The organism is Methylobacterium durans (assembly GCF_003173715.1).
In the GTDB taxonomy this organism is placed as follows: domain Bacteria; phylum Pseudomonadota; class Alphaproteobacteria; order Rhizobiales; family Beijerinckiaceae; genus Methylobacterium; species Methylobacterium durans.
Genome location: NZ_CP029550.1, coordinates 3,628,903 through 3,643,251, shown reverse-complemented (window position 1 = coordinate 3,643,251; position 14,349 = coordinate 3,628,903). Strand labels below are relative to the sequence as shown.

The following is a 14,349-nucleotide window of genomic DNA, read 5'->3' as shown; positions in this document are numbered from 1 at the left end:
ATGCTCCATACAGGTTGACCCGAGCGGAGCGGCACGACATATCTATGCTGACTGAACGGTTCGGTCAATGCATGCGCGAACGTCCCGAGGGCGTTCGACGTCGCGGCGTGCCGCCTGGATTTCGCCTGCCGAAGCGAATCCGCCAGAATGCCGGATCGGTGCGTGAGTGGGACGACGATGACGAGTGATGCGGCGATTCTGGAGCCAGCCAATCGCCCCCTCGCGGAGGGCGACAAGCGGCGGCAGATCCTCGACGGGGCGCGTGCCGTGTTCCTCGGCTCGGGTTTCGACGGGGCGAGCATGGGCGAGATCGCCCGGGCGGCCGGCGTCTCGAAGGGTACGCTCTACGTCTACTTCGACAGCAAGGAGGCCCTGTTCGAGGCGCTGACGCTGGAGGAGAAGCGCTGTCTGGCCGAGGCCCTGTTCCGCCTCGACGGGGACGATCCGGACGTGCGGGCGGTGCTGACGCGCCTCGGCCTCACCTACCTCACCGAGATGATCCGGCCCGAGCACGTGCAGGTGATCCGCATGGTGATCGGCGCCTGCGAGAAGTTTCCCCGCTTCGGCCAGGCCTTCTTCGAGGCGGGGCCGGCGCAGGGCGTCGCGCGGCTCGCCGCCTATCTGAAGACGCAGGTCGCAGCCGGGCGGCTCCGGATCGCCGATCCCGACCTCGCGGCCAAGCACTTCCTGCACCTGACGCAGGCGGGGCTGCTGACCCGCCTCCTGTTCTGCGCCGGCGGCCCGGTGACGGAGGCCGAGATGCGCTACCGGGTCGAGGAGGCGGTACGGGTGTTCTTCGCGGCCTACGGGCCGGAGGCGTGAGCCGGGCTCAGCCCGCGGCGCGCATCTGCGGCAGGGCCTCTGTGCTCCAGGCGCGCACATGCGCGTCGATGGCCAGCGCCTCGTCGACGTCGGCGGGCGCCGCCCGGTAGGTTCCGGCGAAGTGCTCGCAGGCCCGCTCCACCAGATCAGCGATGCCGTAGAAGGCGATCTCGCCGCGGATGAAGGCCGCGACCGCGATCTCGTTCGCCGCGTTCATCACGGTCGGCGCGGCCGCACCGTCCGCCAGCGCCGCGCGGGCGATCGCCAAGCAGGGGAAGCGGGCCTCGTCGGCGGGCTCGAAGGTGAGGCTGCCGGCCGCCGCGAGGTCGAGGTTCCGCCCGCGCTGGATCGCGAGCCGGTCGCCGAGGCCGAGGCAATGGGCGATCGGCACCCGCATGTCGGGCATGGCGAGCCCGGCGGTCACGGCCCCGTCGCGCCAGTAGACGAGGCCGTGCACGATCGATTGCGGGTGCACGATCACGTCGAGCCGCTCCGCCTCGATCGCGAAGAGATGGTGCGCCTCGATCAGCTCCAGCCCCTTGTTCATCAGGGAGGCGGAATCGATGTTGATCTTCATGCCCATCGACCAAGTCGGGTGGGCCGCGGCCTCGGCCGGTGAGGCCGCCTGGATGCGCTCGCGCGTCCAAGTCCGGAACGGGCCGCCGGAGGCGGTGATGGTCATCTTGGCGACGTCCGAGACGCGGCCGTCGCCGAGCGCCTGGGCCAGCGCGTTGTGCTCGGAATCGACCGGCAGGAGGCGCGCCCCGTAGCGGGCGGCGTCGCGCATGAAGGCGTGGCCCGCGCAGACGAGGCTCTCCTTGTTGGCGAGCGCGATGGTGCGGCCGAGGCGCAGCGCCGCGTGGGTCGGCTTCAGGCCCGCGGCGCCGCTCACCGCCGCGACCACGATGTCGGCCTCGCGGGACGCCGCCTCCAGCACGGCGCCCTCGCCCGCGCCGCAGGCGATGCCGGAGCCGGAGAGCGCCTCGCGGAGCGCGGGGCCCGCGCTCTCGTCGGCGAGCGCGGCGAAATCGGCGCGCATCTCGCGGGCGAGCTTGGCGAGCGCGGCCGCGTCCTTCCCGCCGACGAGGGCGCCGACCCGGAAGCGGCCGTCATGCTGGGCGAGGAGATCGGCGGTGGAGCGGCCGATCGAGCCGGTGGCCCCGAGGACGGTGACGGTGAGAGACACGGGGGAAGCTCCTTCAGGCCGCCGCGAGGTGGCGCAGGACGAGGTAGGCGCCGACGAGGATCGCGACGGCGAAGAAGCCGTCGAGCCGGTCCATGACGCCGCCGTGGCCGGGGATCGAGCGGCCGGAATCCTTCACCCCGTAGACCCGCTTCAGGCCGGATTCGACGAGATCGCCGGCCTGGCTGAGAATCGAGGCGACGGCGCTCGCGAGGGCGACCTGCTCCAGCGGCGCCTCGGCGAGGCTGCTCCAGCCGTAGACGCGGGCGAGCGCCATCAAGCCGGTGCCGGCGGCGACGGCGGCGAGGAGGCCGCCGATCGCGCCCGACCACGTCTTCTTCGGCGAGATCCGGGGCATCAGCTTGGGGCCGCCCAAGGAGCGGCCGGTGAAGTAGGCGGCGATGTCCGTCGACCAGACGACGGCGAACATCCAGGCCGGTCCGACGATGCCGATCTCCGGATCGTCCCTGAGGGCCGAGGGCACCAGCACGATCACGGCCGCCGCCGCGAGGCCCGCGACGGCGCGCAGCCGCCCCAGCCGCCGCCCGCGACGACGAGCACGGCCGCCGCGCCGCTCACGACGACGGCGAGCGCGGCCAGCGGCGACGTGCCCGACTGCGCGCAGAGCGCGAGCCCGCCGAGCGTCGCCCCGATGAGGAGGATCAGGAAGCCGCCCGGCCGGGTGCGGCTCATGCCGATCCACTCGGCCGCGCCGACGATGCCGGCCACCAGCCAGACGAGGGCGAAGGGCCAGCCGCCCTCGACGAGCGCCGCGACGACGATGCCGGCCAGGATCACGCCGGAGACGACCCGGAGCACGAGTTCGCGCCCGCCCAGGCGCGCGCGGCCCGGGATCGGGCCCGGTGAGACCTCGCCGGACGCGCTCATCATCCGGCCTTCTGGCTGAGGCCGCCGAAGCGGCGGTCGCGCCGGTGGAACTCGTCGATGGCGGCCGCGAAGGCCGCGTGGTCGAAGTCCGGCCAGAATTCCGGCACGATCACGTATTCGGAATAGGCGGTCTGCCAGGTCAGGAAATTCGAGAGGCGCTGCTCGCCGGAGGTGCGGATCACGAGGTCCGGGTCCGGGATGCCGGCGGTGTCGAGGGCGTCGGCGATCCGCGAGGCGTCGATCGCCTCCGGCGCGAGGCGGCCCTCGGCGACGGCGGCGGCCAGGCGCCGCACGGCGCCCAGGATCTCCTGCCGCCCGCCGTAATTGAAGGCGACGACGAGGGTGAGCCCGGTATTGGCCCGGGTGCGCTCCTCGGCCTCGCGCAGGACGGCGGCGATGTCGGGGCTCAGGCCCTCGCGCTCGCCGATGATGCGGATGCGGACGTTGCTGGAATGGAGGTCGGCGAGGTCGCGGCGCACGAACAGCTTCAGGAGGCCCATGAGGTCGGAGACCTCGGCGGGCGGGCGCCGCCAGTTCTCGGAGGAGAAGCTGTAGATGGTCAGGTAGCGGATGCCGAGGTCGATGGCCGAGCGCACGGCGCGCCGCACGGCCTCGACGCCGCGCCGGTGCCCCTCGACGCGGGGCAGGCCGCGGCGGGCGGCCCAGCGCCCGTTCCCGTCCATGATGATGGCGACGTGCCCCGGCGCGGGGCAGGACGCGGCCGACGCGACGGCCCCCTGGCCCGGTCGTGCCGCCGTCTGGCCGTCGCCCGTCATGCCCGCCTCGGCCTGACGCGCGCGCTCCGCCTGCTCCACGCGTCTCTCCATCGCTCGCGCCGATACCGCACCGAGAGCCACTCTGGCGCATCCTTGGGGCATTTTCAGGTCATGCCCCGCGAAGGACGCGGCCCGCGAAGGTGCGGAACGCCCCCTCGCCCGTCGCAGGCCCGGCTCAGACCTGCATGATCTCCTTCTCCTTCGAGGCCAGCACCCCGTCGATCTCGGCGATGTGGTGGTCGGTGGCCTTCTGGACCTCCGCCGCCTGACGCTTCTCGTCGTCCTCGCTGATGGCGCTGTCCTTGAGGAGCTTCTTGAGATGGTCGAGCCCGTCGCGGCGCACGTGGCGCACGGCGACGCGGGCCTCCTCGGTGTATTTGTGGGCGACCTTGACCATCTCCTTGCGGCGCTGCTCGTTCATCTCGGGGATGCGCAGGCGGATGGTCTGCCCTTCCGTCTGCGGGTTGAGGCCGAGATCGGATTCGCGGATCGCCTTCTCGACGGCCGTGATCATGCTGCGGTCCCAGACCGAGATGCTGAGGAGGCGCGGCTCCGGCACGCTCACGGTCGCCACCTGCGCCATCGGCATCATCGCCCCGTAGGCGTCGACCTGGATCGGATCGAGGAGGCTCGGCGTCGCGCGGCCGGTGCGCAGCGAGCCGAGATCCTTCGAGAGCGAGGTCACGGCGCCCTGCATGCGGCGCTTGAGGTCGTTCAGATCGAAGTCCGGTGTGGCCATGTCCTGCGGTTCCCGACGCGTCCCGATTGCATGCCGGGGCGGCGCCCGTGGGCCCGCCCGTTCGGGGCTTCAATGAACGAAAATCGGCAGCGCCGCAAATGCCTATCGCGTAAGGAAAACGGAGCCGTCCGCGGGCGCGGCGGCCGTCAGGGGACGACGTGCGTCGAGGGCGACTGCCCGGTGAGGATCGCGGTGATCGAGCTCGGGGCGTGCACGGAGCCGACCACGATCGAGAGGCGGCTCTCGCGGGCGAGCGCGAAGGCGGCGGTGTCCATCACCTTGAGGTCGCGGGCGATGGCCTCGTCGTGGGTGATGCGGTCGTAGCGCGTCGCGGTGGGATCGTGCTTCGGGTCGGCCGAGTAGACCCCGTCGACCTGCGTCGCCTTGAGCACGGCGTCGCAGCGCAGCTCCGCTGCCCGGAGCACCGCCGCGGTGTCGGTGGTGAAGTACGGGTTGCCGGTGCCGCCCGCCAGCACCACGACCTGCCCCTTGTCGAGGTGGTGCAGGGCCGGCTGCCGGGCGTAGGTCTCGCAGATCGTCGGCATCGAGACCGCCGACATGGTGCGGGCGGTCACGCCCGTCGCGTTCAGTGCTGTCTCCAGCGCCAGCGAGTTCATCACGGTGGCCATCATGCCGAGGGAATCGCCGGTGGCGCGGTCGATGAAGCCGGCGGCCGAGATGCGGGCGCCGCGGATCATGTTGCCGCCGCCGACGACGAGCGCGACCTCAATGCCGGCCTCGATGGTGCGGGCGATGTCCTCGGCGAGGCCGGCGAGCGTCGGGGGGTGCAGCCAGTAGCCGTCCGGGGCGGCCAACGCCTCGCCGGAGAGCTTCACGAGCACGCGGCGAAACGGCGTCGTCTCCGGCATCAGCCCATCCCCTCGTCGCCGGCTGTCCGAGACCGCGCCGGCCTGCACGCGAACCGAGGGGGCTTCTACTTAAGCGGGCGCGCGCCGTCGAGGGGCGCGCGCCCGGTAAGGTGCCCCTCCCCCGTCTCCGGAGGGAGGAAGAGGCGATCAGGCGCGGCCGGCCTGCTGGGCGACCTCGGTGGCGAAGTCCGGGCCCTCTTCCTTCTCGATGCCCTCGCCGAGGGCGTAGCGGACGAAGCCCGTGAGCTTGACCGGCGCGCCGACCTTGCCCTCGGCCTCCTTCAGCACCTGCGCGACCGACTTCGAGCCGTCGTGCACGAAGGGCTGCTCCAGGAGGGTGACCTCCTTGTAGTAGGTCTTCAGGCCGCTCTCGACGATCTTCTGGAGGACGTGGTCCGGCTTGCCGGCGTTCTTCTCGCGCAGGATGTTGCTCTCGCGCTCCAGCGTCGCCGCGTCGACGCCCGAGGCGTCGAGGGCGACCGGGTTCGTCGCCGCGACGTGCATGGCGATCTGGCGGCCGAGGGTCGACAGCCCGTCCACGTCGCCCTCGGATTCGAGCGCGACCAGCACGCCGATCTTGCCGAGGCCCTCGGTGACCTGGTTGTGGACGTAGCTCGCGATGACGCCCTTCGTCACGTCGAGCTTGGCGACGCGGCGCAGGTTCATGTTCTCGCCGATCGTGGCGATCAGGCTCTGGAGCCGCTCGCCGACCGTGGTCGACTCGCCCGGGAACGGGGCGGCCTGCAGACCCTCCAGCGTGCCGTCCGTGTTGAGGGCGAGCTTGGCCGCCTCGCGGACGAAGGCCTGGAAGTTGTCGTTGCGGGCGACGAAGTCGGTCTCGGAATTCACCTCGACGATGGCGGCGTGGTGGCCCGAGGATTCGACGGCGACGAGGCCCTCGGCGGCGGTGCGGCCGGCTTTCTTGGCGGCCTTGGCGAGGCCCTTCTTGCGCAGCCAGTCCACGGCGGCCTCGAGGTCGCCGTCCGTCTCGTTGAGGGCGCCCTTGCAATCCATCATGCCCGCGCCGGTCTTCTCGCGGAGCTCCTTCACCATCGCGGCGGTGATGTTGGCCATGGCCGGTCCTTCCTGTGACGTGTTCAGATGAGAATGAGCCCGGCGCTCAGGGGCTGAGCACCGGGCCCGAAGGGTGTCGCATGCCGTCCGGCGCGGCCCGATCACGGGCCGCGCGGCGTGCTCAGGCGGCGGCGGCGGCCTCGACGAAGGCGCGGGCCTGCTCGACCCAGCCGTCGCGGCCGAAGCGGCCGTTGAGCTTCAGGTCGCCGTCCACGCGGGCGACGTCCTCGGGGCTCATCGCGGCGATCTGCCAGTAATGGTAGATGCCGGCATCGTTGAGCTTCTGCACGATCTGCGGACCGGCGCCGTTGAGCTTGGTCAGGTCGTCCGGCGCGCCGCGCGGGGCGGCGAGGAGCTCGAAATGCTCCGTCGACTCGGCGAGCGCCTCGACGTCGGCCGCGCTCAGCGCCTCGGCGTCGACCGCGGGGCCGCGATCGTCGTTGGCCGGGGGCAGCTCCTCGGCGACCGGAGCCTCGGAGGCGCCGAGATCGATGCCCGACGAGCCCTGCGCGCGCGAGATGCCGTCGATGGCGGCGCGGGCGACGAGATCGCAGTAGAGGGCGATGGCGCGGCCGGCGTCGTCATTGGCCGGGACCACGTAGGTGATGCCGTCCGGGTTGCAGTTCGTGTCGACGATGGCGGCGACCGGGATGCCGAGGCGCTGGGCCTCCTTGATGGCGAGCTGCTCCTTGTTCGTGTCGATCACGAACAGGAGGTCGGGCACGCCGCCCATGTCCTTGATGCCGCCGAGCGCCTTCTCGAGCTTGTCCTTCTCGCGGGACAGCATCAGGCGCTCCTTCTTGGTCAGGCCCTGGCCGCCGCCCTCGAGCGTCTCGTCAACCTTGCGCAGGCGCTGGATCGAGCCCGAGATGGTCTTCCAGTTGGTCAGCATGCCGCCGAGCCAGCGGGAGTTGACGTAGTACTGGGCGGAGCGCTTGGCGGCCTCGGCGATCGTGTCCGACGCCTGGCGCTTCGTGCCGACGAACAGCACGCGGCCGCCCTTGGCGACGGTGTCGCTCACCGCCTGCAGCGCGTGGTGCATCGCCGGGACGGTCTGGGCGAGATCGATGATGTGGATGTTGTTGCGGGTGCCGAAGATGTAGGGCTGCATCTTCGGGTTCCAGCGGTGGGACTGGTGCCCGAAATGAGCGCCGGCTTCGAGGAGCTGACGCATAGAGAAATCGACGGCCATGATCGGTGTGCTCTCCGGTTGATACCGCCGCGGAGGAAGCGACCGGCCGCAAGGGTCCGGCCACCGGAAACGCCTCATTCAGGCATGAGGCCGGCTCCGCGTGTGGAATGGGCGCGGCCTTAGCAGAGCGCCTCTCCGAAGGCAAGGCGGACGGAAAGGGGCGGTCCCACGGGTCTGCATGGAGTTCCTGCGCGGACGGAACCGGACACGAACGCGGGCAGCGACGGGAAACCCTGCCTCCGTGCCGCTTTTGCACTTCCCAAAATCAATCTCAGGTGCATTAAATCAATCTTAGCGATTATTCGCAGTTGGCGGTGCCGAGCATCGGCCCGCCTCGACCAGTCACGCCCGAAAGACGGGCGGCGGGATAACGCGCGCCGAACGAGCCGCGAGAACGAAGGGGGCCTCCATGCGCGTTCCGGCAGCGATCCTGTTCCTGTGCCTGCTCGCGGCCTGCGACTCGCCGAGCCTGAAGGTGACGCAACTCCAGTACGGCACCTCGAACACCCTCGCCACGACCGGCAATCTCCGCCTCGTCAGCGAGCGCCCGAGACCCGGGCCCGACGGCCTCGTCCGGCCCATCGTCTGCACGGAGCCGAGCCCCGACTACGCCGTGGAATTCGGGCGCAACGCCAACGCCAATGCCAGCGTGACCATCGCCGAGAAGGGCAGCGGCAGCATCGCGGGCGGCTTCGCGCAGACCGAGAAGGTCACGACGCTGGAGGGCCGGACCGCCGGCGTGCTGGCGCTCCGCGACGGGCTCTACGCCGCCTGCCAAGCCTATTCCAACGGCGTGATCGGGCACGACGCCTACGCGATGATCCTCAGCCAGTACGGCACGCTCCTCGTCGCCCTCGTCAGCAAGCCGGACGGCGCAATCGGCCCCGGCGCCGACAAGCGGGCCGCCCTCGCCGCGATGCTCGTCACCTGCATCAGCAAGTATGACGAGACCCGCCTGCCGGCCGCCCGCAACCCGATCCTCGACGACCGCTTCTGCCGGCGCGTGCTGAACCAGGGCCTGAGCTTCGCCCTGACCCGGTCCTGAGGGGCCGGCGATGTCGCACGCTCACGATCCCGTCGCGCCGCTCTCGACCGACGAGGCCCTCGCCGCCGAGCGGGACGCCCTCGAACTCCCGGACGGGGCGCAGCCAGCCGCCCTCTGCCTGTCGGGCGGGGGCGTGCGCAGCGCCGCCTTCGGCCTCGGCGTGCTACAGGCCCTCGCCGCGCGCCGGCTCCTCGGCCATTTCCACTACCTCTCGACGGTCTCCGGCGGCGGCTACATCGCCGCGTGGCTGACCCGGGTGGTCTCCGGACAGCTCGACGAGGCGGGGGGCCAGACGCGCTGGGCCAGCGTCACGGCCGCCGAGGACGCGATCAGCGGTCCCGGCAGCGACCGGCCCGGCGGGCCGGTCCACGCCCTGCGCCGCTACACGAGCTTCCTGGCGCCCGAGCCCGGCCTCCTCTCGCTCGACACCCTGACGGGTGTCCTGCTCTGGCTGCGGAACACGCTGATCAACTGGTTCGTGCTGCTGCCCGTCTTCGTCGCAGTGGCCGCGTCCCTGCTCCTCTACGCCGTCGCGACGGCGTCCCTCGTGACGCACCGGCACGACCTCGCCGAGTTCGTGCTCCTGGCGGTCGGGGGCGCGTGCCTGCTCTCGGCCGTGTACTGGTCGATCCTCGGCGTGCCGAGCCACAGTCATCCCGACCTCCCAGCCTCTTGGATCAGGCGGGACGACCGGGCCCACCCGTTCGGACCGGACGCGGGCCAGATCCGGATCCGGATCATCGTGCCGATCCTCGTCTGGTGCTTCGCGATGCCGATGGCGGCGGCGCCGCGCATCCTCAGCGACCACCACATCGCGGACCTCCACCAAGTGTTCCGGACGGGGCCGCCGCCCGCCTGCGAGCCGGCGGCGAAGCCGTGTCCGCCGGCGGCGGCCTCGGCGGAGGCGCGTCCTCCCGCGGGCGCCGCCGTCGGGACCGCCTGCCACCCGGCGACGCCGGCCGCCTGCCCCGCGCCGCCGCGGCGAACGGGTGCGACGGAGACGCAGATCCTGCTCGTGCCGGGGCTCAGCGTCGCGATCTGCCTGCTCGCCTACGGGCTCGCCTTCCTCTGGGAATCCAGCCGCCGCTACGGGGCGCGCGACGCGCGGGACGAGGCGCTGGCACGGGTTTGGCACGTCACGCTGTTCCGGAGGGGTCTTCTCGCCTGGATCGTCAGCGCGCTCGCCTCGGCGGCCCTGCTCTGGTGGGGCATCTGGTTCGCCCAGGATCTCGACATCTTCTGGCTGGTGCTGCTCGGCCCCTCTGGATCGCGCTGGCCGAGACCCTGCGCACCACGGTGTTCGTGGCCCTGCGGCGCAACGCCCTGCGGGGCGACCTCGACCGGGAATGGCTCGCCCGGCTCAACGGGACGAAGCTGATCGTCGTGCTCGGCCTCTGCCTTGCGGGCATCGTCGTGGTGATCGGCGGATCGCACCTGTCGGATTGGGGCGGCTCGGCCATCGCCGCGCTCGCGGGCGGCGGCGTCGCCTCGGGCGGCCTCGTCGCCTGGATCGGCCGCAGCGCGATGACGGCCTTCACCGCGCGCGGCGAGGCGCAGAAGCCGCGGCTCGTCCCGCTCTCGGTCCTGACCAATGCGGGGATCATCGTGTTCGGCACCGCTCTTCTGGTGCTGATCGGGCACGCCACCGCCGTCGCAATCGGTTGGGCCGCCTCGCGTTTTTCCCCCGCGCCCACGATGATCGCGATCACCGCGGCGAGTGTCGCGTTCGTGATCGCTGCGGCAGGCCTCGCCTGGCTCCTCAGCGGGCTGATCAACCTCAACCGGTTCTCGATGCACGCCGTCTACCGGAGCCGCCTGATCCGCGGCTTCCTCGGCTCGGCACGCCGGAGCGGCGCCAAGCACCCGGACCGCTTCACCGGCTTCGATCCCCTCGACAACCTCCGGGTGGCCGACGCCTTCACGCGCCGCTCGCCGCCGCGCCTGTTCCCGGTCATCAACGTCGCCCTCAACCGGACCCGGGGCTACGACCCGGCCCAGGCCGAGCGCAAGGCCGATTCCTTCACGATCACGCCGCTCCATTGCGGCTCGGCCCGGCTGCGCCGCTCCACGGACGACGGCGCCGCGACCGGCGCCTACGTCCCGACCGAGAGCTACGCGGGCGACGAGCGCCAGACCGGCATCCACGACGAGCCGAAGGGCATCACCCTCGGAACCGCGATGACGATCTCGGGCGCCGCCGCGAGCCCCAACATGGGCTACCATTCCTCGGCCCTGACCGCCTTCGTGATGACGCTCTTCAACATGCGGCTCGGGGCGTGGCTTCCCAATCCCGGCATCGGGCTCCGGAAGGGCGAGCTGATCCGTGGCGGCCCACGCAACGCCGTGCCGGCCCTCCTGTCCGAGCTGATCGGCAGCTCGCGGGACGACGGTGCCTTCGTCTACCTGTCCGATGGCGGCCAATTCGACAATCTGGGCCTCTACGAGATGCTGCGCCGGCGCTGCGCGCTGATCCTCGTCGTCGATGCGGGCCAGGACCAGACCTACGCCTACGAGGATCTCGGGCGCGCGATCCAGTACGCGACCATCGATCTCGGGGTCTCGATCGACTTCCCGAAGCCGATCAGGGTGGATCAGAAGCGCTTGCGGGCGGAGGGCGCCTTCGCCCGCATTACTTATCCGGCGCGCGACGGGCAGCCGAGGGCGGAGGGGCGGCTCCTTTACCTGAAGCCCTGGCTCTCCGATCCCCTCCCGATCGAGATCTCGGCCTGCGCCGGCCGGCGCAAGACCTTCCCCACGACCCGACCCTCAACCAGTTCTTCACGGAGAGCGACTTCGAATCCTACCGACGGCTGGGCGCCTGGATCACGGGCGCGATGCTCGACGCGGCCGCGCGCGCCCCGGACACGCTCGACGACGTGATGGACCCGGCCGAGACCGAGTTGCATCGCGTCTTCAACGGCCTCGAGGCCCTGGCCGACAGGCGCGCTTGAGCGACGCGTGATGGCGAGCGTCGCTGACGGGTCGCCCGCGTCAGGCCGGCGCGGAGCCGGGCGCGGCACCGAAGATCCGCTCGACATCCTCCGCGCTCGCCGAGCGGAACGCGCCGGGCGCCAGATCCTCGGGCAGGTCGAGGGCGCCGATCCGGTCGCGATGCAGGGCCGTCACGTGGTTGCCGATCGCGGCGAACATCCGCCGGACCTGATGATAGCGGCCCTCGGTCAGGGTCACGGCCGCGCGCGTCGCGTCGTGCACCTCCGTCGCCACGGGCAGGAGCGGCCTGTCCTCGCCCTCCAGCATCAGCGTGCCGGAGGCGAAAACCTCGGCCTCATCGCCGCGCAGGGGCCGCTCGAGGGTGACTTGATAGCGCTTCGGGACGCTCGCCTTCGGCGAGATGATCCGGTGCAGGAGCGCCCCGTCATCCGTCAGCAGAATCAGGCCCGAGGTTTCCTTATCGAGCCGCCCGACCGTGGAGAGGGCCGGATCCCGGCGACGCCAGCGGGTCGGGAGGAGGCCGTAGATCAGCGGGCCGGCCTCCTTGTGCGAGCAGGTGACGCCGACCGGCTTGTGCAGCAGGAGCAGCAGGCCCGGCGGCGGGTCGAGCCTGTCCCCGTCGACCGTCATCCGTTCTGGCAGGTCCGGCGTGACGGCGATCCGCCGGTCCGCATCGTGCAGCACCGCGCCGTCGAGCCGGATACGGCCGCCGCGGGCGAGGCCCGCGATCTCGCGCCGCGAACCGTAGCCGAGATTCGCCAGGAGCTTGTCGAGCCGCAGGTTCGTGGTCTTGGCGGCGCTCATGCGCGGGCCTCGTAGACCTTGTAGCCATTGGCGGCCGCCCGCTGCGCGACGCTGCGGAACGAGGCCCTGAGAACCGCCTCGTAGGGCAGATGGGCATTGGCCGTCAGCCAGAGCGTCCCACCGGGGCGCAGGCTCTCGGCGGCACGCCGAATGAAGGTCTGCCCGAGGGCTTGGTCCTCGGCACCGCCATCGTGGAAGGGCGGATTCATGACGACGAAGTCGAGCCGGGCGAGGCCGGAATCGGCCGTGCGGAGATCGGCCCAACGGAACTCGGCGCGCGGGTCCCCGACGTTGCGGCGGGCCATCTCGATGGCGCGCCGGTCGATGTCGATGAGCACCAGCTTCGTGACGGCCGGCGCGGCGAGCAGAGCGCGCGCGAGGATCCCGAGCCCGCAGCCGAGATCGGCACCGGCACCCGAGACGGGCGGCAGCACGCCGAGGAGGAGCGCGGTGCCCGGATCGAGCCGATCCCAGGAGAAGATGCCGGGCTGCGTGCAGAGGGCGATATTCTCGATGTGGCGGGGTGCGCCAGCCGAGATGGCCTCGGCGAGCGGCAGCGCTGCCTCGGGTCGATCGAGCGTGCAGATGCGGTGGTGGCGCCGCGGCTCGTCGCCTGGCGCGCAGCCGAGATCGCGCAGCTCGCGGGCGAGGCGTGAGCCGCCCTTGTCCTTCGGCGCGAGCGCCGTGAGGCGCCCGCCAGGCCTGAGCGCGCGGAGCGCGTGCGCGAGCACGAACCGCCGCTCGACCGTGCCGGGGGGCGCCAGCATCGCGATGCTGTCGAGGCTCGCCTCGGCGCAATCCTCGAGCCGGGCCGAACCGGGGATCAGGGGCGAGAGCTGGACGGCATTGCCCGGCACCTCGGCGAGGCCGGCGGGGGGCAGGCCGTAAACGGCGGCGGACATCGCGGAGGAAGGCATCGGGGACGAAGGTAGGTCCGAGGCGGGTCGGTTCGATCGGGAGCCGGGCCGGCGGCCCTGCGTGCAGACGTCGCGGGGCGCGTCAGGCCTTGGGGAATTCGAGCCCCATCTCGCGGTACCGGGCCGGGTCGTCCGCCCAGTTCTCGCGAACCTTGACGTGAAGGAACAGGTGGACCTTCGCCTCGGCCACTTCGGCGATCTCCAGGCGGGCCGCCTGACCGATCGCCTTGATGGTCTGGCCGCCCTTGCCGAGCACGATGGAGCGCTGGCTCTCCCGCTCCACGAAGATCGTCTGCTCGATGCGCACCGAGCCGTCCGCGCGCACCTGCCACTGGTCGGTCTCGACGGTCGAGCGGTAGGGCAGTTCCTCGTGGAGCCGGTCGTAGATCTTCTCGCGTGTGATCTCGGCGGCCAGCATGCGGATCGGCGCGTCCGAGACCTGATCCTCCGGGTAGAGCCAGGGGCCGGGCGGCATCATCGCGGCGAGGCTCCGCTTCAGGTCGGCGACACCGTCGCCGTTGAGCGCCGAGATCATGAAGGTTTCGGCGAACGACATCCGTCCGTTGAGGCCCGCCGCGAGGTCGAGGAGCTTCTCGCGCGGGATCAGGTCGATCTTGTTCAGGATGAGGATGCGCGGGCGCCGCACCTCGGGTAGCCGGGCGAGGATCGCCTCGACCTCCTCGTCCACGCCCTTGCGGGCATCGACGAGCAGGCAGATCGCGTCGGCGTCGGCCGCACCGCTCCAGGCCGAATGCACCATCGCCCGGTCGAGACGGCGCTTCGGCGCGAAGATCCCGGGCGTGTCGACGAGCACGATCTGCGCGCTGCCCTCGATGGCGATGCCGCGCACGAGGGCGCGCGTCGTCTGGACCTTGCGCGAGACGATCGACACCTTGGTGCCGACGAGGCTGTTGAGCAGCGTCGACTTGCCGGCGTTCGGCACGCCGATCAGCGCGACGAAGCCCGCCCGCGCGTCGGCCGGCATCGCGGGCAGCGGCGGGATGTGCGGGCCGTCCTGTCCCTGTTCGGGCGTGTCGTCTTCAGGGGTGTCGTCCTGCGGCGCTCGGGCCATCGGGTCAGTTCCTCAG

General features: G+C 71.5%; 13 protein-coding genes and 1 pseudogene. 4 read left to right on the top strand and 10 right to left on the bottom strand.

The genetic code is table 11. The features are described 5' to 3' along the window. Positions 1–177: 177 nt before the first annotated feature. Positions 178–822 (top strand): TetR/AcrR family transcriptional regulator, encoded by a 645-nt coding sequence (locus DK389_RS16675; RefSeq protein WP_109891222.1) that lies wholly within the window; start codon positions 178–180, stop codon positions 820–822. Between the two features lie 7 nt (positions 823–829). Here DK389_RS16675 and dxr read toward each other — a convergent pair whose 3' ends face one another. From dxr to DK389_RS16640, 7 genes and pseudogenes are all read right to left on the bottom strand, one after another. Then, a complete protein-coding gene (dxr, locus tag DK389_RS16670; RefSeq protein ID WP_109891220.1) occupies positions 830–2,008 on the bottom strand; it encodes a 1-deoxy-D-xylulose-5-phosphate reductoisomerase in 1,179 nt (392 codons plus the stop codon). A gap of 13 nt (positions 2,009–2,021) precedes the next feature. Continuing rightward, a pseudogene (locus DK389_RS16665) lies at positions 2,022–2,893 on the bottom strand (phosphatidate cytidylyltransferase). Further along, positions 2,893–3,669, bottom strand: coding sequence for an isoprenyl transferase (locus DK389_RS16660; protein ID WP_109896462.1), 777 nt, complete (start codon positions 3,667–3,669; stop codon positions 2,893–2,895). Before DK389_RS16660 ends, DK389_RS16665 begins: the two are co-directional and overlap by 1 nt. Positions 3,670–3,844: 175 nt before the next feature. Continuing rightward, the gene (gene frr / locus DK389_RS16655) at positions 3,845–4,408 is read right to left on the bottom strand and encodes a ribosome recycling factor (RefSeq protein WP_109891218.1); all 564 of its coding nucleotides are present in this window, start codon (positions 4,406–4,408) and stop codon (positions 3,845–3,847) included. 146 nt (positions 4,409–4,554) lie between these two features. Beyond that, complete coding sequence (gene pyrH / locus DK389_RS16650; protein WP_109891216.1) at positions 4,555–5,277, bottom strand: UMP kinase; 723 nt, start codon at positions 5,275–5,277, stop codon at positions 4,555–4,557. Positions 5,278–5,424: 147 nt separating this feature from the next. Next, positions 5,425–6,351 (bottom strand): translation elongation factor Ts, encoded by a 927-nt coding sequence (tsf, locus tag DK389_RS16645; protein ID WP_109891214.1) that lies wholly within the window; start codon positions 6,349–6,351, stop codon positions 5,425–5,427. A gap of 121 nt (positions 6,352–6,472) precedes the next feature. Then, positions 6,473–7,543: a 30S ribosomal protein S2 gene (locus tag DK389_RS16640; RefSeq protein ID WP_109891212.1), complete on the bottom strand. Its 1,071-nt coding sequence runs from the start codon at positions 7,541–7,543 to the stop codon at positions 6,473–6,475. A 409-nt stretch (positions 7,544–7,952) separates the two neighbouring features. Here DK389_RS16640 and DK389_RS16635 point away from each other — a divergent pair, with 409 nt between their 5' ends. The 3 genes from DK389_RS16635 to DK389_RS16625 are packed head-to-tail and all read left to right on the top strand — an operon-like array spanning position 7,953 to position 11,468. Beyond that, complete coding sequence (locus DK389_RS16635) at positions 7,953–8,588, top strand: hypothetical protein (RefSeq protein WP_109891210.1); 636 nt, start codon at positions 7,953–7,955, stop codon at positions 8,586–8,588. Between the two features lie 10 nt (positions 8,589–8,598). Beyond that, on the top strand, positions 8,599–9,966 hold the full coding sequence (locus tag DK389_RS33455) for a patatin-like phospholipase family protein (RefSeq protein WP_109891208.1): 1,368 nt from the start codon (positions 8,599–8,601) through the stop codon (positions 9,964–9,966). After that, positions 9,885–11,468 carry a cell division FtsX domain-containing protein gene (locus tag DK389_RS16625; RefSeq protein ID WP_109891206.1) on the top strand — a complete coding sequence of 528 codons (1,584 nt, stop codon included), beginning with the start codon at positions 9,885–9,887 and terminating at the stop codon, positions 11,466–11,468. Before DK389_RS33455 ends, DK389_RS16625 begins: the two co-directional genes overlap by 82 nt. A 111-nt stretch (positions 11,469–11,579) precedes the next feature. Here DK389_RS16625 and DK389_RS16620 read toward each other — a convergent pair whose 3' ends face one another. The 3 genes from DK389_RS16620 to era form a co-directional block, all read right to left on the bottom strand. Then, positions 11,580–12,344, bottom strand: a complete 765-nt coding sequence (locus DK389_RS16620) for a pseudouridine synthase (RefSeq protein WP_109891204.1) — start codon at positions 12,342–12,344, stop codon at positions 11,580–11,582. Beyond that, entirely contained in the window at positions 12,341–13,246 is a 906-nt protein-coding gene (locus DK389_RS16615) for a class I SAM-dependent methyltransferase (RefSeq protein WP_109891202.1), read from the bottom strand. Before DK389_RS16615 ends, DK389_RS16620 begins: the two co-directional genes overlap by 4 nt. Positions 13,247–13,343: 97 nt before the next feature. Then, positions 13,344–14,333, bottom strand: coding sequence for a GTPase Era (gene era, locus DK389_RS16610; protein WP_109891200.1), 990 nt, complete (start codon positions 14,331–14,333; stop codon positions 13,344–13,346). Between the last annotated feature and the right edge of the window lie 16 nt (positions 14,334–14,349).

What these genes read in the sequence shown, in the direction of transcription:
- DK389_RS16675 (WP_109891222.1), top strand. Translation starts at nt 178, where the DNA reads ATGACGAGTGATGCGGCGATTCTGGAGCCAGCCAATCGCCCCCTCGCG.
- DK389_RS16660 (WP_109896462.1), bottom strand. Translation starts at nt 3,669, where the DNA reads ATGACGGGCGACGGCCAGACGGCGGCACGACCGGGCCAGGGGGCCGTC.
- frr (WP_109891218.1), bottom strand. Translation starts at nt 4,408, where the DNA reads ATGGCCACACCGGACTTCGATCTGAACGACCTCAAGCGCCGCATGCAG.
- pyrH (WP_109891216.1), bottom strand. Translation starts at nt 5,277, where the DNA reads ATGCCGGAGACGACGCCGTTTCGCCGCGTGCTCGTGAAGCTCTCCGGC.
- tsf (WP_109891214.1), bottom strand. Translation starts at nt 6,351, where the DNA reads ATGGCCAACATCACCGCCGCGATGGTGAAGGAGCTCCGCGAGAAGACC.
- DK389_RS16640 (WP_109891212.1), bottom strand. Translation starts at nt 7,543, where the DNA reads ATGGCCGTCGATTTCTCTATGCGTCAGCTCCTCGAAGCCGGCGCTCAT.
- DK389_RS16635 (WP_109891210.1), top strand. Translation starts at nt 7,953, where the DNA reads ATGCGCGTTCCGGCAGCGATCCTGTTCCTGTGCCTGCTCGCGGCCTGC.
- DK389_RS33455 (WP_109891208.1), top strand. Translation starts at nt 8,599, where the DNA reads ATGTCGCACGCTCACGATCCCGTCGCGCCGCTCTCGACCGACGAGGCC.
- DK389_RS16620 (WP_109891204.1), bottom strand. Translation starts at nt 12,344, where the DNA reads ATGAGCGCCGCCAAGACCACGAACCTGCGGCTCGACAAGCTCCTGGCG.
- DK389_RS16615 (WP_109891202.1), bottom strand. Translation starts at nt 13,246, where the DNA reads ATGTCCGCCGCCGTTTACGGCCTGCCCCCCGCCGGCCTCGCCGAGGTG.
- era (WP_109891200.1), bottom strand. Translation starts at nt 14,333, where the DNA reads ATGGCCCGAGCGCCGCAGGACGACACCCCTGAAGACGACACGCCCGAA.